Annotated in this window: 13 protein-coding genes; 6 read left to right on the forward strand and 7 right to left on the reverse strand. The window is 69.8% G+C overall.

Translation table 11 applies throughout. The features are described 5' to 3' along the window. Positions 1-35: 35 nt before the first annotated feature. From WMF34_RS18175 to WMF34_RS18190, 4 genes are all read left to right on the forward strand, one after another. Positions 36-6,731, forward strand: coding sequence for an RHS repeat-associated core domain-containing protein (locus WMF34_RS18175; RefSeq protein ID WP_437994646.1), 6,696 nt, complete (start codon positions 36-38; stop codon positions 6,729-6,731). Continuing rightward, on the forward strand, positions 6,728-7,102 hold the full coding sequence (locus tag WMF34_RS18180; RefSeq protein ID WP_437994041.1) for a hypothetical protein: 375 nt from the start codon (positions 6,728-6,730) through the stop codon (positions 7,100-7,102). The genes WMF34_RS18175 and WMF34_RS18180 overlap by 4 nt, the downstream gene beginning before the upstream one ends. 702 nt (positions 7,103-7,804) lie before the next feature. Continuing rightward, on the forward strand, positions 7,805-9,661 hold the full coding sequence (locus tag WMF34_RS18185; RefSeq protein WP_437994042.1) for a M14 family zinc carboxypeptidase: 1,857 nt from the start codon (positions 7,805-7,807) through the stop codon (positions 9,659-9,661). Between the two features lie 264 nt (positions 9,662-9,925). Beyond that, positions 9,926-10,534, forward strand: a complete 609-nt coding sequence (locus WMF34_RS18190) for a DUF4360 domain-containing protein (RefSeq protein WP_012236149.1) — start codon at positions 9,926-9,928, stop codon at positions 10,532-10,534. 52 nt (positions 10,535-10,586) lie between these two features. Here the strand turns inward: WMF34_RS18190 and WMF34_RS18195 are convergent, their stop codons facing one another. From WMF34_RS18195 to WMF34_RS18215, 5 genes are all read right to left on the reverse strand, one after another. Beyond that, positions 10,587-11,012 carry a hypothetical protein gene (locus WMF34_RS18195; protein WP_012236150.1) on the reverse strand — a complete coding sequence of 142 codons (426 nt, stop codon included), beginning with the start codon at positions 11,010-11,012 and terminating at the stop codon, positions 10,587-10,589. Between the two features lie 183 nt (positions 11,013-11,195). Beyond that, positions 11,196-11,795 (reverse strand): RES family NAD+ phosphorylase, encoded by a 600-nt coding sequence (locus tag WMF34_RS18200; protein ID WP_012236151.1) that lies wholly within the window; start codon positions 11,793-11,795, stop codon positions 11,196-11,198. 12 nt (positions 11,796-11,807) lie between these two features. After that, complete coding sequence (locus WMF34_RS18205) at positions 11,808-12,443, reverse strand: hypothetical protein (RefSeq protein WP_012236152.1); 636 nt, start codon at positions 12,441-12,443, stop codon at positions 11,808-11,810. Between the two features lie 183 nt (positions 12,444-12,626). Further along, positions 12,627-14,753 (reverse strand): DNA ligase D, encoded by a 2,127-nt coding sequence (gene ligD / locus WMF34_RS18210; protein ID WP_231864911.1) that lies wholly within the window; start codon positions 14,751-14,753, stop codon positions 12,627-12,629. 535 nt (positions 14,754-15,288) lie between these two features. Beyond that, positions 15,289-16,527: a hypothetical protein gene (locus WMF34_RS18215; protein ID WP_437994043.1), complete on the reverse strand. Its 1,239-nt coding sequence runs from the start codon at positions 16,525-16,527 to the stop codon at positions 15,289-15,291. 564 nt (positions 16,528-17,091) lie between these two features. Here WMF34_RS18215 and cysK point away from each other — a divergent pair. Further along, positions 17,092-18,084: a cysteine synthase A gene (gene cysK / locus WMF34_RS18220; protein ID WP_012236155.1), complete on the forward strand. Its 993-nt coding sequence runs from the start codon at positions 17,092-17,094 to the stop codon at positions 18,082-18,084. Between the two features lie 7 nt (positions 18,085-18,091). Further along, the gene (locus WMF34_RS18225) at positions 18,092-19,084 is read left to right on the forward strand and encodes a serine O-acetyltransferase (RefSeq protein ID WP_012236156.1); all 993 of its coding nucleotides are present in this window, start codon (positions 18,092-18,094) and stop codon (positions 19,082-19,084) included. Between the two features lie 15 nt (positions 19,085-19,099). On the opposite strand, the gene WMF34_RS18230 is transcribed toward WMF34_RS18225, so the two are convergent. Together WMF34_RS18230 and mgtE are read right to left on the reverse strand one after the other, a co-directional pair. After that, a complete protein-coding gene (locus tag WMF34_RS18230) occupies positions 19,100-19,390 on the reverse strand; it encodes a SelT/SelW/SelH family protein (protein ID WP_012236157.1) in 291 nt (96 codons plus the stop codon). A 24-nt stretch (positions 19,391-19,414) separates the two neighbouring features. After that, on the reverse strand, positions 19,415-20,848 hold the full coding sequence (mgtE, locus tag WMF34_RS18235) for a magnesium transporter (protein WP_437994044.1): 1,434 nt from the start codon (positions 20,846-20,848) through the stop codon (positions 19,415-19,417). Positions 20,849-21,057: the final 209 nt, after the last annotated feature.

Here is a 21,057-nt window from a genome sequence, read left to right on the forward strand (position 1 = left end):
GCACCGTGGCACGGCTGTTCGCCGGGGAGGCTACGATGGCGCCAGTTCCACGTTGGTCGCTCCGGGCGTTGATCCCGCTCTGGATGTTTCTGGCTTGCGTGCTCGCGTCGGGCGGGTGCCAGTGCGCCTTCGGTGAGCCGCTTCCGGAGCCGCATGGCCTCGTCGCCTGCCGGACGCAGCGCGCGCATGGCCCTGCCACGTCCCGCCCCGCGCCGGAGGTCGAGACCGTCGCCGCCGGCACCATCCCCGGGGCGTTTTCCATCACGAGCACCGGTGAGGCCGTGTACACCATGGATCTGGCCTCTCCGCCATCGCGTGCGGGCATGGGTCCTCGGATCCAGCTCGTCTATCGCAGCGACGGCGGCGACGGCGTGCTCGGCAACGGCTTCTCCATCACCGGGCTGTCCGCGATCACGCGATGTCCGAAGAGCCTCGCGCAAGACGGGGAGATCCGCGGCGTGCGGTACGACGGCGACGACGCGCTCTGCCTCGACGGCCAGCGCCTCGTCCCCGTGGGAGAGGGGCCGGGAACCATCGAGTACCGCACGTTCCCGGATACCTTCGTCAAGGTGGTCGGGCACTACCCTCCGGACGGCGGCGCGCCCGCCGAGGCGCTCTTCTTCGAGGCCCATCTGCCCTCCGGCCGCCTCGTCGAGTACGGGCGCGCCGAGGGCAGCAAGCCGCTCGCGCGAGGCGGCGTCCCGCGCGCGTGGCTCGCGAACGAGGCCCGTGACGGTCGCGGCAACGCCATGTCGTACGCGTACTGCCTCGCCGAGGCCGAGGACGGTCATGTCGCCGAGTACGCGATCGACGAGATCCGCTACACGAGCTTCGAGGGCGCGCCGTCGCTCGAGGCTTCCCGGGCGGTGCGCTTCGTGTACGGGACCAAGGACTCGGCCGCGGTTCGTACGGGCTACTCGGGCGGCATGGCGCTCCAGCGCTCGCTTCGCCTGGAGGAGATCCAGATGCTCGGTCCGGGCGACGCGCTGGTCCGGAGCTACGGTTTCCACTACGAGCTGAGCCCGACGACGAGCCGGACGCTCCTCACCCAGGTCGAGGAGTGCGCGAGCGACGGGGTTTGCAAGCCTCCGACACGGTTTCAGTACAGCCGCGGAAAGCCCGGATTCGAGCGGCTCACGACGGACATCGACGTGCCGGTCTCCGAGAAGGCGAGCCCGATGGTGTTCGACATCGACGCCGACGGCCTCGACGATCTCGTGATTCCGGACATCGTCGCGGGGTCCAGCACGCCGTCGCATCCGATCACCGCGTGGCAGGTGGCGCGCAACCTCGGGCCCCGCGCCTCGCCGTCCTTTCTCGCGGAGCCGGAGCTCGCCTTCCTCCAGGATTGGCTGTTCGTCGCCGATCCGGATGGACCGTCCGACCCGGCCCTTCTTCAGCCCGAGCTCGGGACGGTGCTCGATTACAACGACGATGGGCACATGGACGTCTTTCTCCACGACGTCTTCGACACCAAGACCACATGGCACGTGCTCCTGTCCCAGCCGGACCGTACCTTCGCGCTGCATGACACGGGCATCCGCCGGCCGTTCCCGCTCGGGGCCACGCCCGCGCCGCCGAGCCTGAGACGCCCCGGCGCCTCGGTGCACCTCGCCGATCTCGACGGCGACGCGGTGCCGGATCTGATCCAGTGCCAGGACCACGCCGAGGAGCTCGTACCGAACCCGCTCTCCGCCGTGTGGACGGTCCACCTCTGGCGGCCCGCGCGCGGCGCGACGCCCGCGGGGTTCGACCCCACGGGCGAGTCGATCGAGCTGCTCACCGGCTATCCCTGCGCAATCGAGCTCCATACGCTCGACGTCGACGCCGACAGCACGATCGATCTCATCGTGCCTTCCCTGAAGTTGTGGAATGACGGAACGGCCCTCATCGGAGAAAGCTACGAGGCGATCATGCGCCGGAGCGAGGGACGCTGGGAGCTCATTGACACCAAGCTCCCTGTCGTGTGGGGCGTGGGCCGCGTCGTCTTTCTCGACGTCAACGGCGACGGCCTGCCCGATGCCGTCGAATCCGGCCTCGGTGGCGGCCAGCTCACCACCTACCTCAACACGGGGCCGACGTTCGTGATGTCGCCCTTCCGGACCGTCAACGCGTTCAGCTTCGGCGATGTGCTCGGGGTCCCGGACCAGGACGCGCTTTTCCGCCTCGCCGTGCCGCTCGACTTCAACGGCGATGGACGGCAGGATCTGCTCATGCCCGTCCCACCAGGCATGCTGCTGGGCGGCTCCGATGTCCTCCCCTCCTGGGCCGTCCTGCAAGCGACGGGCGACCTGGCGGGGCCGCCGTTCAAGCTCGTCGACGCAGGGGTGCCTTTCGAGGCCAGCCTCGGTGACGCGATCACGCTCGCCGATCCGCGCGGGCCGCGCACCGGCGATCTCAACGGGGACGGGGCCCAGGACGTGATCCTGTCGCTCGGCCGCGTGTTCAACGTCTTCCAGAACCTCTCGGCCGACCAGGATCTCCTGGTCGCGGTCTCCGACGGGATGAACGCGCACGAGCCGGCCGAGCCGGGCTTCGTGCCCAACGTGAGCATCTCGTACGGCCACCTGACCGATGCGCCGGTCACGAACGGAGGCGCGGAGGATCCGGACCGGAGGAGCGCGCTCTACGTCGCGCGTTCGGGCGCGGCGGACGACTGCGGCTATCCGCGGCGCTGCGTCGTGGGCCCTCGCCGGGTGGTCAGCGCGTACGCGCTCAACAACGGCGCGGATCGAGCAAGGCGCTTCGAGGTCGGCTACCGAGATGGGCGTTATCATCGGCTGGGTCGCGGATTCCTCGGGTTCGGCGAGCGGATCGTCACCGATCTGGATACCGGTGCCGTGACGATCGACGTCTACGACCACGTCACCTTCGACGATGAGCTCCAGGTCTTTCCCTTCGCGGGGAGCGTCCAGCGGACGTGGCACGGCGCTCCGGGGCTGACGAGCCAGCCGAGGCCGGAGCAGATCGAGCTCTCGTTCCGCGACGTGACGCGGACGCTCGTGCCGACCAACGACGGCGCCACATACTTCACGCTGCCCACCGAGCGCCGGGTGAGGCGGGCTCAAGGGGTCTATCCGCCCCCGAGCGGGGACGCGACATCGATCGATGTGTACGTGCGGGAGATCGAGCGCGGAGGCGACGGCGCGACGCTGCTGCGCGACTCGGTATCGAAGGTGACGGACTTCGACACGTTCGGCAACGTGCGCGCCGAGGAGGTCTCGACGGAGGGCGTCGACCTGACGCTCGAGGTCACGCGGTCGTTCAAGAACGACACCGAGCGCTGGGTCCTCGGCCAGCTGGAGACGCAGAAGGAGTGCAGCGCGGCGGCGGGGATGTCGCAGTGCCGGACCCTCACGCGAACGACAACGATCCACGGGGAGGTGGAGACCGAGTCCACCGAGAGCGACGACGGCCTGCCGGACACGAAGCTGAAGCTCACCTACGCGCGCGACGACTTCGGGAACATCACCGGCGTCACGGCGGAGGACGCCTTCGGGCACAAGCGGACATCCAGCACGGACTTCGACGAGCAGGGCATGTTCCCCGAGAAGCACGTGAACGCGGCCGGGCACGCCACGCTCGTGGAGTTCGACGACGCGCTCGGCGTGCTCCTCAAGCGGGTCGATCCGAATCAGCTCGTGACGACATGGGCGCACGACGGCTTCGGGCGGCTCGGCGTCGAGAGGCGCCCGGACGGCACGACGACGGCCGTCTCCCTCGCTCGCAGCAAGGAGGGTGGCCCGGAGCAGGATGCGTGGCGGGTGAGGCAGCAGAGCATCACGACCGGTGGGGCCGACGATACGGTGGAGTTCGACAGCCTCGGCCGCCCGATCCGATGGCTGGGATACGGGCCCGAACCGCAGCCGTCGGACGGCTCGGGCGACGCGACGCGCATCATGCAGGAGATCGGGTACGACGCGCTGGGCGAGCACATCGCGCGGCGCTCGGTGCCGGTCAGGGAGGACACGCCCGAGCGCGCGATCCTGTACGATCGCTACGAGTACGATGCGGCGGGCCGCGAAGTGCGCCATACGACGCCGTGGAACGCGGTCACGACGACGGCGTACGATGGCCTGCAGGTGCGCGTCACCGACCCGCTCGATCATGTGACGGTGACCGAGCAGGACCCGCTGGGGCGCATCAAGACCATCACCGACGCCGCCGACGGGATCACCCGCTACGCGTACGGCCCATTTGGCCTGTTGCACACAGTCACCGATCCGGGCGATGCGGTGATGCGCACGACGCGCGACGCATTCGGCCGCGTCCGTCAGCTCGACGATCCCGATCGGGGCACGACGGTCTCGATCCATGACGGCTTCGGCGAGCTGATTTCGTCGACCGATGCGCTCGAGCGAAAGGTCACGTGGGCGTACGACGCGCTCGGTCGACCCCGCTCACGCGTGGACCAGGACGGCACGGAGAGCCTGACGACCACGTGGACATGGGACACCGCGGCGCACGGCGTCGGCAAGCTCCACTCGCTTGCGAGCCCGGATGGAGAGAAGACGTACGGGTACACGGGCCGTGGCCAGCTCGACACGATCGCGCTCCGCATCGACGGCGAGCGCTCTCCCCTGGAGGCCAGGCTCGGCTATGACGACCTCGGTCGCGTCGAGACGGTCACGTACCCGGCGCCTGCCGGCGCGGCGCCGTTCGTCGTGGCCCAGGACCGCGACGCGCACGGCCATGTGCTCGCCGTGCGCGACAGCGGAACGAACCTCGCCTACTGGCGCTTGACGGACGTGGACGACGCGGGGCACTTCCGGGAGGAGGTGTTCGGCAACGGCGCCGTCACGGAGCGGAGCTACTTCGCGGACAAGCAGCGCCTGAGGCACATGGCGACGCAGAGCGGCGCGGGCGAGGTGCAAGACCTGGACTACGGGTTCGACGATCTCCTGAATCTCACGGGCCGCACGGACGCGCTCCAGCCAGAGAACACGACGGAGCGCTTCCGGTACGATTCGATCCATCGGCTGACCTGCGCGTACTTCGGCGAGCTCGAGAGCGCGACGGCGCCCTGCGCGCTCCGCTACGACTACCATCCGAACGGCAATCTCACCTTCAAGTCGGACGTCGGTGACCTCTCGTATGACGACCCGCTGCACCCGCATGCGATCACCGGCGCGGGTACGGACACCTTCGCGCATGACGCCGTCGGCAATCAGACGGCGCGGCCCGGCGGCACGACGGTGCGCTATACGCCGTTCGACCTGCCGGAGCGCATCACGCAGGGCGCGAGCACCATCACGTTCGGCTACGATGGCGACCAGCAGCGGATCCGCAAGACCACGCCGGAAAAGGAGACGCTCTACTTCGGCGATCTGTACGAGCGGGTCACCGACGCGGCGTCGGGCGCCGTGGAGCACCGGTACCACGTCCACTCGCCGGAGCGCGTGGTGGCGATCGTGACCCGGGGCGGCTCGGACAACGGCACGCGCTACGTGCATGTCGATCACCTCGGCTCGATCGATGCGCTCACCGACGAGGACGGCGCTGTGATCGAACGGCGGAGCTACGACCCGTTCGGGCAGCGCAGGAACCCCGTGTGGGGCGAGCGCCCGCCGGCGTCGTTCCCGAGCGAGACGACGCAGGGGTTCACCGGGCACGAGAGCGACGACGAGCTCGGGCTCGTGAACATGAAGGGCAGGATCTACGATCCCAGGATCGGGCGGTTCTTGACGACGGACCCGATCGTTTCGATTCCGTCCTCCGGGCAGAGCTGGAATCCATACAGCTACGTGCGCAACAGCCCGCTCAATCACGTGGACCCGAGCGGATTCCAGGAAGAGCCGGTGGAGGCGCCGATCCTGCCGGTCTACTCGGTGGTGCGCCCGGAACACTACGCCGTGGAGATCTTCTACTCGCCGCCGAAAGCAAACGAGCCTGAAGAAGGGCCGCGCGAGGCCGTGGAGGTCGGCGCCACGACGGCGCCTATCGACGTGGGCACGACCGGAAGCTCGTCCGGGTACGTGCCGCAGCCGGTGACCGTCTCGCCGGAGCACTCGGGCGTCGGCGGCCCAGGCACCGTCGTCGGCCAGACCTTGCTGGGCGCCGCGGAGGGGACGCGCGACCTCGGAGCAGGGATCGGGCGGATGCTCGTGCTGAATGCGCTGACGCTCGGGATGTACAGCGGCTACGAGTTCGCCAGCGCGATGTGGGACGGCTACGACGAAGACGGCGTTGCCGGCGCGCTCAACGCCGTCAACCCGCTCTACCACATCGGCCGCGGCGCGGCGGACACGGCCCTCGCCATCGATCGGGATGACTATCGGACAGCGGGCGCGGCGGGGACCAAGGCGATGGTCCTCGCCGCGGCCACCGTCTTCGGGATGGGACGGGGGCTGGGGGCGGCGGAGGAGTCGGCGGTTGCGGCTCGAGCTGCAGGCGGAGCCCCGAGAGTTGCCGCATACGAAGTGGGGACCTACGACGCACTGAAAGCTCGCTCAGTTGTTGGGGATGCACTCGACATTCATCATGTGGGACAGGCGCACGCAATGGAGCAAGTCGTCCCTGGCTACAGCAGGGCTTCCGGACCTGCCATCGCCTTACCCCGCGGTGAACACGCCTTGGTTCCGACGCTCCGAGGGCCTGTATCGCTCTCACCGCGGGCACTGCTCGCTCATGACGTTTGGAACTTGCGTCAGTCCACCAATGTGCCAAACGGCTCACTCCAAGGATTAATTCGACTCAACAAGGAAATGTACCCTGGAGCTTTTACAAAATGACACCGGAAGAATTTGTCGCAGCGATACAAAAAAACGTCCTCGAAGCCGCAACCGAAGCGACGGTGGCAACATTGGAGCACCCGCCGGGGCGTCGGCCGGAGAAGGATCTTGTTGAGGCCAGTCGGTGGTTTGAAACCTTGTCCGACCAGGATCAGACGACACTGCTCCGAGTGCTCAACATGGCGGCCCATCAAGCGGTTTTCGGTTTTCTCGCTGTCCTCGACGGCTCGAGAGTGATCGAAGATGACGCAGAGAAGGGAGAATTCAGGCTGATATTCCGAAAGGGGGGGCACGAGTGGGAGATAAACAGTCCCAACGGAACGCCGCTGCACGACATCCTGAACCAGCAATTGAGCGATAGAAATATATAGAATGATACCGCCCGGATCGCGGCATCATGGGCTCGTGACCGAGTGGAGGTACGACGCGCTCGAGCGGCTGACGTGCGCGTGCTTCGGTGATATCGAGAGCGCGACGGCGCCCTGCGCGCTCCGCTACGACTACCACCCGAACGGCAATCTCACCTTCAAATCGGACGTCGGTGACCTCTCGTATGACGACCCGCTGCACCCGCACGCGGTCACCAGCGCGGGCACCGACAGCTACGCGCATGACGCTGTCGGCAATCAGACCGCGCGGCCCGGCGGCACGACGGTGCGCTACACGCCGTTCGATCTGCCGGAGCAAATCACGCAGGGCGCGAGCATCATCACGTTCGGCTACGACGGCGACCAGCAGCGGATCCGCAGGACCACGCGGGAAAAGGAGACGCTCTACTTCGGCGATCTGTACGAGCGGGTCACCGAGGCGGCGTCGGGCACCGTGGAGCACCGGTGTCACGTCCACTCGCCGGGCTGGTGGCGATCGCGCCCCGGGGAGGCTCGCTGGCCCGACCCGCGCGCGATGGCGATCTGCCGAGCTCTTCGCGAAGCGGGCATTGCACCATGGTTCCCGATGTTCGCGCGGTCACGGGTGAACAGCGTCCGCCTCGTTTGGCCGCCATCGCGCTTGGCCTGCCTGGGGCCTGGGATCGCGCCATTGCCGTTCGACACGGAATTTGCTCGACTCCCCCGATGTCTCGTCCCAGCATCGCGGCCCCCGGCCGCCTCGTTTCCCTCGGCTGCCGCCACATCTCCCTCGGGATCGCGCTGGCCGCGCTGCTCGCGACCCGCCAGGCCCCGGCGCGCGGCGCGCCGGCCGGCGGCGGGCCAGCGCCGTCCGCGCGCCCCGAGGCGCCCTCGCTCGTCACCGAGGCCGAGCGGACCGGCTTCCGGCGCACCGGCCGTTATGCCGAGGTCGAGCGGCTATGCCGCGACTTCGAGCAGGCCTATCCGGGCCGCGCCCGGTGCATCCGTTTCGGCACGACGCCCGAGGGCAGGCCCATGCTCGCGCTCGCCGCCTCCGACGACGGCACGCTCGACCCCGCGGCGGCGCGGGCGAAGCGGCGCCCGGTGATCCTGTTCCAGGGCGGCATCCACGCCGGCGAGATCGACGGCAAGGACGGCGGCTTCTGGGCGCTCCGCGAGCTGCTCGACGGGGCGATGGCGCCCGGCGCCCTCGCGGCGGCCACGGCGGTGTTCGTGCCGGTGTTCAACGTCGACGGCCACGAGCGGTTCCGTCGAAACCAGCGGCCCAACCAGCGCGGCCCCGAGGAGATGGGCTTCCGCGCCACCGCGCAGAACCTCAACCTGAACCGCGATACCATGAAGGCCGAGGCGCCCGAGATGCGGGCGATGCTGGCGCTCCTCGACGCCTGGGATCCGGTGGTCCAGGTCGACCTGCACACGACCGACGGCGCGAAGTTCCAGCACGACATCGCGGTGGTCGTGGAGCCCTCGGCGCCTCACCCCGGCGGGCTCGACGCCGTGGCGCGCGCCCTCTCGGGGGAGCTCCAGGCGCGCCTCTCGGCGCTCGGTCACCTGCCGCTCCCGTTCTACCCGGCCTTCCGCGAGGACGACGACCCCTCGTCGGGGATCTCCACCGAGCCGGGGCCGCCGCGCTTCTCGCAGTCCTACAGCGCCGCCCGCAACCGCATCGGCGTGCTCGTCGAGACGCACAGCTGGGCCACCCACGCCGAGCGCGTGCGCGCGGTCCACGACCTCCTCGCGGCGCTCTTCGAGCGCGTCTCCTCGGGCGCGGGCGCCCTCCGCGCCGCGGCCGAGCGCGCGGACGCCGCGAGCACGCGCCTCGCCGGCGTCCCCTTCGCCCTCACGCATCGCGCGGGGCCGGTCTCGCGCATCTTCCCGTTCCGCGGCTTCGCTTACGAGAAGCGCGCCTCGGAGATCTCGGGCGGCACGTGGACCCGTTACGACGAGTCCCGCCCGGAGATCTGGCGCGTGCCGCTGTTCGACCGCATCCAGCCGGATCTGACGGTCACCGCGCCCGAGGCCGGCTACGTCATCCCGGCGGCGCACGCGGCCTGGGTGGCCGACAAGCTGCGCCTGCACGGCGTGCGTTACCAGATCCTCCCCGAGGCGCGCCCCGGCTTTCCCGTCGAGGCGTTCCGGGCCGACGCGGTGACGTTCGAGCGGCCCTTCGAAGGTCGGACGCGCGTGAAGCTCCAGGGCGCCTTCCGGCCGGAGCGGCAGGATCTTCCGGTCGGCTCCCTGTTCGTTCCCATCGCGCAGCCGCGGGCGCCCCTCGTCCTGCACCTCCTCGAGCCGCTCGCGCCCGACTCCCTCGTCGCCTGGGGCTTCTTCAACGCCTCCTTCGAGCGCAAGGAGTACATGGAAGCCTACGTGGCCGAGGAGGAGGCGCGCGGCATGCTCGCCGCGGATCCTGCGCTGCGCAACGAGTTCAATGCGCGCCTGCGCGATCCTGCGTTTGCGAACGACGCGAAGGCCCGGCTCGATTTCTTCTACAAGCGCCATCCGTCCTGGGACGAGCGCGTGAATCTCGTCCCGGTATTCCGCGTCGCCGCGCCGCCGTGACAGGCCTCTCCTTCGTTTCGTCTGCTTCGCCTGCGCTCCGGCTCTGGTCGAATGTCCGTGAGCCCCACAGGCCTCACATCATTCGATGAATTCCGGCCAGTCTGCGGCGCCGCGCCGGGCGAGGGGACCCCGCGCGGGTTGCGCGGAGCGCGCGGGGATCGCATGCTCGTCACGACATGTCGGCCGGCGTGCGATAGCGGTGACGCGCACGCCGACGACGACGCACGGCGACGTGATGTCGCCTGACGGCGAAAGGGGGGGACGATGTTCCTGCGATGGGCGTTCGGCTTTTGTTCGGCGTTTTTCTTCGCCTTTCCTGCGCTGGCGCAGAATACGCGGATCGCGAACTTCACCTATGCTGGCAGCGGCTGCCCTGTCGGCTCCGCCGCGGGGGTGATCTCGCCTGATCAGAAGGCGCTGACAGTCATCTTCGACCAGTTCGAGGCGCACGCCGGCCCGGGCATCGGCCGCGCCTCGAACCGCGCGTTCTGCCAGCTGGCCGTGGATCTGCGGTTCGATCCGGGGTGGCAAGTCGCGGTCTTCGACGCCACGTACCGGGGGTTCGCCGACCTGGAGGGCGGCGTCCAGGGGCTCCACGAGACATCGTATTATTTCTCGGGGTCGCCGCTCACCTCGGGGCCGCTCACGTGGAGCATGATCGGGCCGTTCACGAGCAACTTCTCGCGCACGGACAACTTCACGACCACGGTCTGGTCCGAGTGCGGCACCGTGCGGCCGCTCAACATCAAGACGAGCCTCTATGTCACGAACCGGCTTGCGCCGTCGAGCTCCGGGGTGCTGACCAACGACACGACCGACGTCCAGGTCCAGATCGAGTACGGCCTCGTGTTCCGCCCCTGTCCCGGTCCCTGAGGTCGGCAGGGCGCCGGGCGAGCCTGGCGCGGCGCCGCCGCGCCGGGCTCGCTCAGGCCATCAGGCAGCCGGCCGACGACCCTTGCATCGGCACGATGGCCAGGATCTCCCCGGTCTCCCCGAAGATCAGGAGCCGCGCGACGATGGCCTCTTTGCCCGTGCCGCACAGGGGCAGGAGCGCGAGCCGGACCGCTGGCCCGTTGCCCCCCTCGAACTTGAGGGCGAGCAGCTGTTTGTCGTCGCACTCCTCGAGGAGCTCCACGTCCGCCTCGATCTGGACCGGCGCCACCCGCGTGCACGCCTTGGCCTCGCCGAAGCTGTCCACCGTGCAGCGGTTGGGATCGAGCGAGATCCGGACCCGAGACGACCCCTGTTCGCTCACCGAGATGATCTGGATCTGATGAACCGAAATCCCCTTCTGGAGCGGGATGGGCTCCACGAGATAGCCTGTTTCCAGCCGCAGATTCTTGATTTTCATCGGACCCCCGCCTCTCGGCCGTGCGTCCCGCGATCTCCGCCCATCGCGGCGCCGCGGCGGCGCGCCTGCTTCGAGGAGGAAGCACCGGTTGTGCCGGCGCGCGCGCGCGGAGCCCGCACGCGCGCCCTGCTCCGCCATCGCGCTCGGCGGAGCGCCGCCGCGCCGCCGTCCGCTCGTCCAGGCTCAGACGAGCCCGAACTTGTAGGTATCAAGGAGCCTGGCGAGGAGCGCCGCGTGCGCCGGATCCGCGAGGGAGCCGAGCCGGGTCACCTCGAGCTCCGCGCTGACGCGCTCGAAGAGGGCGGCGCAGACGCGGGTCGGATCGTGGCGCGCGACGTACGCGATGCCGTCGGGTCGCCTCGGGTGGTCGTGGATCGCGCGCGCCCAGCGGTGGGCGGCCCGATAGGACTCCCCCGAGGTCAGGCGGGCGTCGGCCCCGAGGCGCGCCAGCCCCTCTCCCGTGAGGTTCACGAGCCGCAGGGGCCGCCGCGGCGCGATGCGCGCGAGCCCCCGCGCGGCGAGCTCGCTCTGCTCCACGAAGCGCACGCCGGTCGCGTGGCCGAACACCTCGATGAAGGCGCAGCGCGCGTCCTTCCCGGCGTACAGGACGCCGAACTCGCCGTCCGGCGCGTCGAAGCGGTTGTCGCCCGAGCGACCGAAGTGGAGCGGTTCACGCGTGAGCCAGTGGATCCTGAACCAGCTCCGCCGGTAGATCGCGATGGGGAGCGGCGACGTCGCGAGGTCGAGGGGCGGATCCGGATGCGCCCCGAGCGTCGTCGTCATCGCGGCGCGTTCTCAGGCCGCGCCTTGCTCACCGAAGGTGCGCGCGGCGAGCCGCACGGGGTCCAGCTCGCCGCGGCGGAGCCAGTCGAGCGGCCGCTCGCCGTCGAGGCGGAGGTTGCCCGAGAGAAAAAAGCGGACCTTCGCCAGCGGGGGGTGCTCTTCGAGCAGGGCCAGGATCTCTTCCATCCCCGGCAGCAGGCCCTCGTCCGCGAACTGCCATGCCGGGTAGAGGTGGCCACGAGCGCCGATGCTGACGGCCAGCAGCCTCCCGGCGGCGCGCCGCGCTTCGATCGCCCGGGGCGGAAGGTGGAGCCCCTCGCCGACCTCCTCGGCGGTGAGCGTGCCCCCTTCGGCCGCGAGGAGCGCGTCCCTCGCCTGCAGGCCGCGGAGGCGGGCCGGCGTGAGCGGATCCGCGGCGGAGAAGAGGCCGACGGCGCTCGGCTGCGTGAGCGCTGTCACCAGGGCGTCCGCGTTGCTGGGCGACGCGACCACCTCGCCAAGCTCGCTCTGATCGAGCCGCTCCGCGACCTGGGTGAGCGCGTCGATGCCCCGCGCCAGGAACTCGACCCGCAGCGGCTCACCGTCGAACTGGTGGAGTCGCTCTGCAATTTCCGAGAGAGCGCTGGAGTCTCGATCTTTATTCGTCATGGCCGACCCAGGGGACGATGCGGCGCGCGCGCAGCCCCGTCAACCAAGCGCACCCCGCTCTTCTGCGTCATTACGACCATGCTGAACGGAACGTCAGTGAGAACCATTCCCGGTGTCGCTGGTGTCGTTCTTCTTCGGTGAGCTCACCGGCTCCCGGGTTTGTCGGGGGCGTCGGGAATACGGTCAAAGCTCGACCTGTTTCAGCATCGCGCTGGTGATCGACTGGCGCACGCTCGTGAGCTCTGCCCATGGGTCCCGGATCGCGGCGAGCCGCTGCGGCACGGTGTCGATGGTGAACGAGGCGGGATCGAGCGGCGCGTCGAGCTCGTCCCACGAGAGCGGCGTCGCGACGGCCGCGCCGGGACGCGCTCGCGTCGAGTAGGGCGCCACAGCGGTGGCGCCGCGCCCGTTCCGCAGGTAGTCGACGAAGACCTTGCCGGCGCGCTTCGCCTTCGACATCGTCGCGGTGTACCGCGCCGGGTCGGAGCGCACGAGCGCGTCGGCCACGGCCTTCGTGAACGCCTTCACCTCGTCCCAGCCCCTGCGTGGCGCTATCGGGACCACGACGTGCAAGCCCTTGCCGCCGGTCGTCTTGACGAAGCTCCGCAGCCCGAGCGACGAAAGGAGGCGCCGCGCCGTCCTCGCCGCGTCCGCCACGCGCTCCCACGGGAGATCCGGCGCTGGATCGAGGTCGAACACCATCCTGTCGGGCTGCTCGATCCGGTCCACGCGGCTCCCCCAGAGGTGCACCTCGAGCGCCCCCATCTGGACGAGCGACACGAGCCCTTCGGTGGTCTCGATATAGAGATAGGTGCGCTCGCCGTCGTCCTCCTCGACGGCCATCCGCTGGATCGCCTGGGACAGCCCCTCGGCCTCGTGCCTTTGAAAGAAGCATGGCTTGCCCTGGCCTGCGGGGCAGCGGACCAGCGTGAGCAGCCGCTTCTCGGCGTGGGTCAGCATGTGCTCGGCGATCTGCTCGTAATACCGGGCCAGCGCGAGCTTCGTGATCCCCTGCGCGGGATAGAGCACCTTGTCGGGGTTCGTCAGCGGCACCCCGGCGACTTCGACCCGCTCCGCGGCGCCTCTGCTCCGGCCCCCGCGCGGGGACTTGCCCCCCGCCGTGCTCGCGGTCCTCCTCGGCGGGGCGCCGGCCGCTCTGCTCGGCGCCGCGCCCGCTGCCTCGCCGGGCGGCGATTGCGGCGGCGGCTGTTCGCGCTCGACGGTGACCGACTCCGGGGTGCGGTCCTCGCGGAGCCCTTCGAAGGAGGGGTGTCGCAGCCGTCCGTCGCGCGTCCACTCGGAAAAGCGGACCTCCGCGACGAGCCTGGGCTCGACCCAGCGCGCCCCCCGCATGCGCGGCGCCCCTGAACAGGCTGGCGTGGCGCGTACGATCGCGTCGAGGCGGCTGCGCAGGGTCGTCAGCGTCTTGCCCGTGAAGCCCGTGCCCACCTTGCCGGCGTAGGCGAGCTTGCCTGACCTGTTCACGCCGACGAGGATCGCCCCCAGCCCTTTCCGGGCGCCGGACGGCTCGGTGAAGCCGACGATCACGAACTCCTGGCGCCGGCCGCACTTCACCTTGAGCCAGCTGTCGCCGCGCCCGCTCCGGTAGGGAGCCTCCGGGCGCTTCGCGATGACGCCCTCGATCCCGAGCTCGCACGCGTGCTGGACGACGGCGGAGCCGTCCTCCGCGACGTGCTCCGTGTAGCGCAGGTGCCCTTCCTCGGGCGCTTCCGCGAGCAGCGCCTCGAGCGCCCGCTTGCGGGTGACCTGTGTGCACCCGCGGAGATCGCGGCCGTCGAGGTAGAGCAGGTCAAAGACGAAGTACATCAGGCGCCCCTCGCGCCTGCCATTCCCGTCGCTGAGCGCGTTCTGGAGGGCCTGGAAATCGGTCACGCCGTCCGGCCTCACGACGACGATCTCGCCGTCCAGCACGGCCTCCCGCGCAGGCAGCCGGGCGAGGTCGTCGCGCACGGCCGCGAACCGCTCGGTCCAGTCCTGGCCGCGGCGGGTCTGGAGCGTCACGCGGCCCCCGCGGAGCTTCGCGAGCATGCGATACCCATCGAGCTTGACCTCGTAGAGCCACCCCTCGCCCGGGGGTGGCCCGGTGACGAGCGTCGCGAGCTGGGGCTCGATCTCGCCCGGGAACGGCCCTTTCCGGGCGCCCTCGAGCGCATCCGCGTAGGTCAGCGTCGGGCGCGGGATCGCTGCGGTGGAGTCGGCCTCTCCCGTCGCCGCGGACGAGCGCTGGCTGTCCAGGTCAGCCGCCGTTTCCCCGCGTTTGCGACGGGCGGTCAGGGTTGCTGGTCGCACCGCTCGAGTCCGCCGCGCCGCGCCTTGTGCCTGTCTTTGTCCGGCCATCATCGTGCCACCGTCTCTTTTGGTGGAAAAAGCAATTCCGATACCGCAATGGCATCGTCGCCTTCCGGTGGTTTCCCGTTCCCAGGCCGTGGCGCGGCCGGTTGAGCTCGACATGCGCGCCCCAGAATGCGGCGATCTGCCACGCACGCCAATCGAGGGCCCGGCGTCCAGCCACCCACCGGCCGAGCTCGTCCAGGGCCCGCCCGGAACGGGCGACCAGGAAAGGTATCAGCTCGTCACGCAGGGGAGCTCGTTCGCTGCGATCCACAGCACGCGGTGCCCGAGCGGCTCAACGCGGTGGCAGAGGACGATCGCAGGAGCCAGGACCCATCGCGGATCAGCGGGATCCGCTGACCGGCTTTCTCACCGGCACTCGCGCTCTATCCACCCAAGGCCGCCCCGCGGCGAATTCTCAAATGCAGACGCCTCGGTCTCCGTAATACGCTTCTCCGTACCGATGGCTCGCGCGCTCCCGACGCGCGCGCCATCATTGCGCGGGCGGCTCGCTCCAGTAGCGCACCAGATCAGGCAGCGCGGTCTCCGCCATGCGGGTGAGGTGCCTCACGTGATCTGGCTTCTGGGTGCCCGGATAGCCGCGGACATGGAACGCGCCCCTGTGCGCCTCGGACAGGGGGGCGAACCGGAGCTTCGCCTCGCTCGCCTCTCCGGTCAGGTCGTAGATCGCCTGCTCGTCCGCGCCCGCGCCCGGGGAGCGCTGCGCGCCCGTGAGCTTGAGGAGCGCGTCCGTGCTCTCGTGGGTGCCGGCGTAATCGCCGTTCGGGGTGATCTCCGAATGGGTGATCGACATCATCTTCTTGCCCGCGGCCGCCAGCTCGGCGAAGCGGCTGAACGGCTTGAGGCGCTCCATGTCCAGGCTGTGGTCGAGCGGCATGTAGCCGGTATGGATGCCGTCCAGGAGGAGCACGGCGTCCACCTTGTCGGTGAACCCCGGCTGGTTCAGGAGCCCGCGAACCGCGCCGTACCCGGCGCTGAACGCCGAGAGCGCGACGCGCCGAAGCCGGGCGCCGCGCAGCCCGCGGGCCTCGAGCGCCGCCTGCGCCTTCGCCATCAACGCCGGTAGATAGGAGCGGATCGAGAACTGGGTCTCGTACGCGCCAGAGCTGATGCCCAGATTGATGATCATCACAACCGCGTTGAGCCGGGCGCGATCGAAGCCCGCCTGCACGACGTCGTTGACCCCGTGGAAGTGGATCACCAGATCGTACGCGCCATCGGCCGAGGCGAACGACGCGGGGATGGTGATGATCCCGTCAGGGATGGGGATCACCGCCGTTCGATCGAGCGTCGCGTCGGCGCGATCCGCGGCAGGGAGGGCCGGCGCCGCCGTCGCTGGCGTCACCTGGAGCGGCGCGGCCGCTTCGGCCTTCGCCTCGACCCGCGCCGCCACCCCCGTGGACCGCAGGATGGCCGCGGCGGCCGCGGCAGGCTGGAGCGCCGAGCCCGCGCGGAGATCGAAGCCCGCCGCGCCGAGCTGCATCGAGACGAGCCCGCCAACCACCGCCGCGAAGCCAAGGCCGGCACCCGCGCTCAAGGCGATCAAGCGCGACGTGGAACGCCGCGTCGGAGATGCCATGACCGGAGCCGGCGATTCGAACGGCATCGCCATGCCCCCAATCGACGCCGGCGGACGACGGAAAATTAAAGTGGGCTCATCCTCGTCATGGGGCAGTTGGACCTCCGCGCAAGGGGGCTCACCGGGGAACATGTCAGCGATGATGCGAGGCCTATGCCACTCATGGCAAGAGCTAAAATTCTACATGATAGGTTCGCATGTGCATGCGCCAAGGAAGTGGACCTGGTCCGACGTAGTCCCATGGTGGTTCATCGATTGCCCAGGGAAGCACCTTGCCTGCGCACCTAGCCCCGGGATTCGTGAGCGCTCGTGAGCACCGCTGAGCCGCCGGTGCTCCGACGTGGCACGGCGTGGTACGACGTGAATGTTCAAGCGCCAGCAGATCAAAAAATGACGCGATCCGGCAAAATCTCTCATGGGTTGGCCCGACTGACCTCCATGCGCCGGGGTGTCTCGCCGGCCCCTGCGCGTCGACCGTTGCACGTCCAACGGTTCACCGACGAGGGGGCGCGCTGAGCGCGGCGCGCGCCCGCCGGGCGAGCTGGCGCGACAGGCGTCGCCTGACGTCAGCGACGGACGACGCCGCGCCGCGCTCTGGAAATACGGCGCGCCAGGGGCGCGGCGCACGTGGACCTTGACAGCGCGGGGCGCCTCTGGATCTCCTCTTTCCTCCCCACTCACCCGCACGGGCCCCCCATGACCAGCTACCCCCGCGTCTACGACGACAACACCCAGAGCATCGGCCGCACGCCGCTCGTGCGCATCCGCCGCGTGATCGACGGCGCGCGCGCGACGGTGCTGGCGAAGATCGAGGGGCGCAACCCGGCGTACTCGGTCAAGTGCCGCATCGGCGCGGCCATGGTCTGGGACGCCGAGCAGCGGGGCGTGCTCGGCCCTGGCAAGGCGATCGTCGAGGCGACCAGCGGCAACACCGGCATCGCGCTGGCCTTCGCCGCCGCCTCGAGGGGGATCGAGTGCGTGCTCAGCATGCCCGAGACGATGAGCATGGAGCGGCGCAAGGTGCTCATCGCCCTCGGGGCCAAGCTGCTCCTGACGCCGGGCCCCAAGGGGATGAACGGCGCCATCGCCAAGGCCGAGGAGCTGGCCGCCTCCGACCCCGGCCGGTACGTGCTGATGCGGCAGTTCGAGAACCCGGCGAACCCCGCGATCCACGAGACCACCACCGGCCCCGAGATCTGGGAGGACACCGGCGGCAACGCCGACGTCCTCGTCTCGGGCGTGGGCACCGGCGGCACGATCACCGGCGTCAGCCGCTACTTCGAGCGCGGCCGCGGCCGCGCCCTCCACTCCGTCGCGGTGGAGCCGGTCCACTCGCCGGTCATCTCGCAGACGCTCGCCGGCCAGCCGCTCACCCCGTCCCCGCACAAGATCCAGGGCATCGGCGCCGGCTTCGTCCCGAAGAACCTCGACCTCTCCTTCGTGGACCAGGTCGAGGCGGTCTCGAACGACGAGTCCATCGCCATGGCGCGGCGCCTCGCGTCCGAGGAGGGCATCCTCTGCGGCGTCTCCTGCGGCGCGGCCATGGTCGCGGCGAGCCGGCTCGCGAAGGATGCCAAGTGGGAAGGGAAGACCATCGTGGTCATCCTCCCGGACGCCGGCGAGCGGTACCTCTCAGGGCCCCTCTTCGAAGGAATGTTCTCCGAGGTCGAGGCCATGAAGGCCTCGTGAGGTCGACGTGAGCAAGAAGTGTGATGCTGCTCCCTCCGAGGCGCCGGCCGACCTGCACGGCATCGTCGACGCGCTGATCGCGAGCTACCGGGCGGATGCGCGCGGGCATCACATCAACAAGCGCTTCACCCCGTCGCGCCAGGAGATCACCGAGATCATCGATCTCCTGCTCCAGATCTTCTACCCGGGCTATCACGGGCGGCAGGACCTGTCGGACGAGGATCTGCTCTACCACGTGGGCACCCTGGTCTCGACGCTGCGCGACAAGCTGGAGCGACAGATCGAGCGCTGTCTGTGCTTCCAGGACGAGACCGTCGACGCGGGCCGCCTCGACGTCCCGAGGTGCCGGCAGCGGGGGCGCGACGTGGCGCGGCTGTTCATCGCCCGGCTGCCGGAGGTCCGGCGGCGCCTCCTGCTCGACGTGCAGGCGGCCTACGACGGTGATCCGGCGGCGGCCTCGATGGACGAGATCATCCTGGCCTATCCAGGCCTCCTCGCCGTGACGGTGCACCGGGTCGCGCACGAGCTGTACCTCCTCGGCGTGCCGCTCATGCCCCGGATCATGAGCGAGTGGGCGCACACGAGGACGGGCGCCGACATCCACCCAGGCGCCAACATCGGTGACAGCTTCTTCATCGATCATGCCACCGGCGTCGTGATCGGCGAGACGACCGACATCGGCGAGCACGTCAAGCTCTACCAGGGCGTGACGCTCGGCGCCCTGTCCCTGCCGCAGCACTCGCGGGGCGCGCGCGGCCTGAAGCGCCACCCCACCGTGGAGGACAACGTCACCATCTACGCGAACGCCACGGTCCTCGGCGGCAAGACGGTGCTGGGGCAGGGGAGCGTGGTGGGCGGCTCGGTGTTCCTCACGAAGAGCGTCGCCGGCGGCCAGCGCGTCGCGCTCGAGGCCCCGAGGCTGCGCGTCGCGTCGCCGCCCCATGGCACGCCCGCCGTCGGCGGCTCCGATCTGGACAGCATCCTCGACTTCGACATCTAGCGCGCCAGGCGCGTCTCATCGATCGGAGTGGCCGAGAGGGCGCTCCGGGGCGACGCGGTCGCGGATCGCCTGCTTGAGCTCCTTGGGCTCGGGGAAGCGCCCTTCGACGGCGCGCGAGAAGAGCGGCGCGCCGTCGAGCGTGATGTCGAAGGTGCCGCTCTCGCCCGGCGACAGGAGCACGTCGATCTCGTCGGGGAAGGTGATCAGCAGCTCCTGAGCGAGCCAGGCCGCGCGCGTGAGCCAGCGGCACTTGGGGCAATACCGGATCGCGACGAGCGGCCGTTGCGGGGCGGGGGCGGCGTCCATGCCGGGATCGTAGCGCGGCCAGCCTCAGACGAGGAACGCCCTGGCGAGCCCGAGGAAGATGAAGAAGCCCATGCTGTCCGTGGTGAACGTGAGCAGGACGCTCGACCCCTGGGCCGGATCGCGGCCCAGGCGCTGGAGCGCGAGCGGCACCGCGCACCCGACCATCGCCGCCACCACGAGGTTCAGCAGGATGGCCGCGGCCATCACCAGACCGAGCGGGACGCTGCCGTAGAGGGCGGCGGCCGCGAGCCCCACGAGCGTGCCCCAGACGGCGCCGTTCATCAGGCCGACGAAGAGCTCTTTCTTCAGGAGGTGCCCCGTGTTCGCCCGCGTGAGCCGGTCGAGCGCGAGGCCGCGGATCACGAGCGCCACCGTCTGGTTGCCCGTGTTACCGCCGACGCTCGCCACGATGGGCATCAGCGCTGCCAGCGCCACGAGAGCCTGAATGGTGCTCTCGAACAGGCCGATGACCCGCGAGGCCAGGAATGCCGTGAGCAGGTTGACGAAGAGCCAGAGCCAGCGGTTCTTCGCGCTCGTCCACGCGGGCGCGAAATGGTCCTCCTCTCCCGCGAGGCCCGCGCGCAAGAGCGCCTCGCTCTGGGCTTGCCGCCGCAGGAAGTCCATCATCACATCCACCGTCAGCCGGCCGATGAGCTTGCCGCGCTCGTCCACCACCGGCGCGGCGATGAGGTCGTAACGCTCGAACGCCCTGGCCGCGTCGCTCGCGCGCTCGTGGGGCGTGAAGCTCACGACATCCGTGGACATGACCGCGCTCACCTGCGCGCGCGGCTCGCGGAGCAGCAGGTCCTTGAGCGACAGCGCGCCGCGGAGCACGTTGCGCGCGTCGACCACGAACAGCGCCTCGGTGTGCGGCGGCAGCTCGCCCCGCCGGCGCACGTCCTCCAGCGCGCCGCCGAGGTCCCGGCCGTCGCGCACCGAGACGAGCTCCGGGCTCATCAGGTGGCCCACCGAGCCGTCCGGGTACGCGATCGTCGACTGGAAGAGCGACCGCTCGCGCGCGTCGAGCGACTGGTACACCTCCGCCACGATCTCCGGATCGACCGACTCGCTGATGTACGCCAGATCGTCCGGATCGAGCTGGCCGAGCAGCGCGACGAGGCGAGGGCGCTCCGTCTCCACGACGAGCCAGTCGCGGACCGACCGCGAGGACTCGAGCAGCACCTGTGCGGCGCGGTAGGGCTCGAGCTCAGCCCACACCACAAGGCGATCTGCCTGCGGGAGCACCTCGATGATGTGGGCGAGGTCCGCAGGGTGCAGATCCCTGAGCTTCCTCTGCAGCAGGGCGAGATTTTGCCGATGGACCAGCGCCTCGACGAGCTCTTTGTTCTTGCTCTCCTGCTTGTGGGTCAGCGTCTCGATGACGCGTTGCTTTTCGAGCAGGGTAGTCACCAGGCTCAGGCTCTCTTGCAGTTTCTCCTGGGACCTGGGCGTGCTCATGGTGGCTCCGGGCGCGGGGCGCGCCGAGCATAGCCCGGGTCCGCGCGGCCGGTCGTATGCCGCGTGCGGTCGCGCTCGCCGTATTGACCAGACCCCATGGCTCATGGTTCTGTCGGCCCGATGAAGCGCGCGTTCGATTTGTGCGTGGTTGGGCTCTCGCTCGGAGCGATGGCCTGTGGACCGGGCCTGGAACCCGAGGTGGTCGTGCA

Source organism: Sorangium sp. So ce145, assembly GCF_051525985.1.
GTDB classification, from domain to species: Bacteria; Myxococcota_A; Polyangia; order Polyangiales; family Polyangiaceae; genus Sorangium; species Sorangium cellulosum_B.

Excerpts from the sequence above, each read along its gene's own strand:
- WMF34_RS18175 (WP_437994646.1), top strand. The coding sequence starts at position 36 with ATGGCGCCAGTTCCACGTTGGTCGCTCCGGGCGTTGATCCCGCTCTGG.
- WMF34_RS18180 (WP_437994041.1), top strand. The coding sequence starts at position 6,728 with ATGACACCGGAAGAATTTGTCGCAGCGATACAAAAAAACGTCCTCGAA.
- WMF34_RS18185 (WP_437994042.1), top strand. The coding sequence starts at position 7,805 with ATGTCTCGTCCCAGCATCGCGGCCCCCGGCCGCCTCGTTTCCCTCGGC.
- WMF34_RS18190 (WP_012236149.1), top strand. The coding sequence starts at position 9,926 with ATGTTCCTGCGATGGGCGTTCGGCTTTTGTTCGGCGTTTTTCTTCGCC.
- WMF34_RS18195 (WP_012236150.1), bottom strand. The coding sequence starts at position 11,012 with ATGAAAATCAAGAATCTGCGGCTGGAAACAGGCTATCTCGTGGAGCCC.
- WMF34_RS18200 (WP_012236151.1), bottom strand. The coding sequence starts at position 11,795 with ATGACGACGACGCTCGGGGCGCATCCGGATCCGCCCCTCGACCTCGCG.
- WMF34_RS18205 (WP_012236152.1), bottom strand. The coding sequence starts at position 12,443 with ATGACGAATAAAGATCGAGACTCCAGCGCTCTCTCGGAAATTGCAGAG.
- WMF34_RS18215 (WP_437994043.1), bottom strand. The coding sequence starts at position 16,527 with ATGTTCCCCGGTGAGCCCCCTTGCGCGGAGGTCCAACTGCCCCATGAC.
- cysK (WP_012236155.1), top strand. The coding sequence starts at position 17,092 with ATGACCAGCTACCCCCGCGTCTACGACGACAACACCCAGAGCATCGGC.
- WMF34_RS18230 (WP_012236157.1), bottom strand. The coding sequence starts at position 19,390 with ATGGACGCCGCCCCCGCCCCGCAACGGCCGCTCGTCGCGATCCGGTAT.
- mgtE (WP_437994044.1), bottom strand. The coding sequence starts at position 20,848 with ATGAGCACGCCCAGGTCCCAGGAGAAACTGCAAGAGAGCCTGAGCCTG.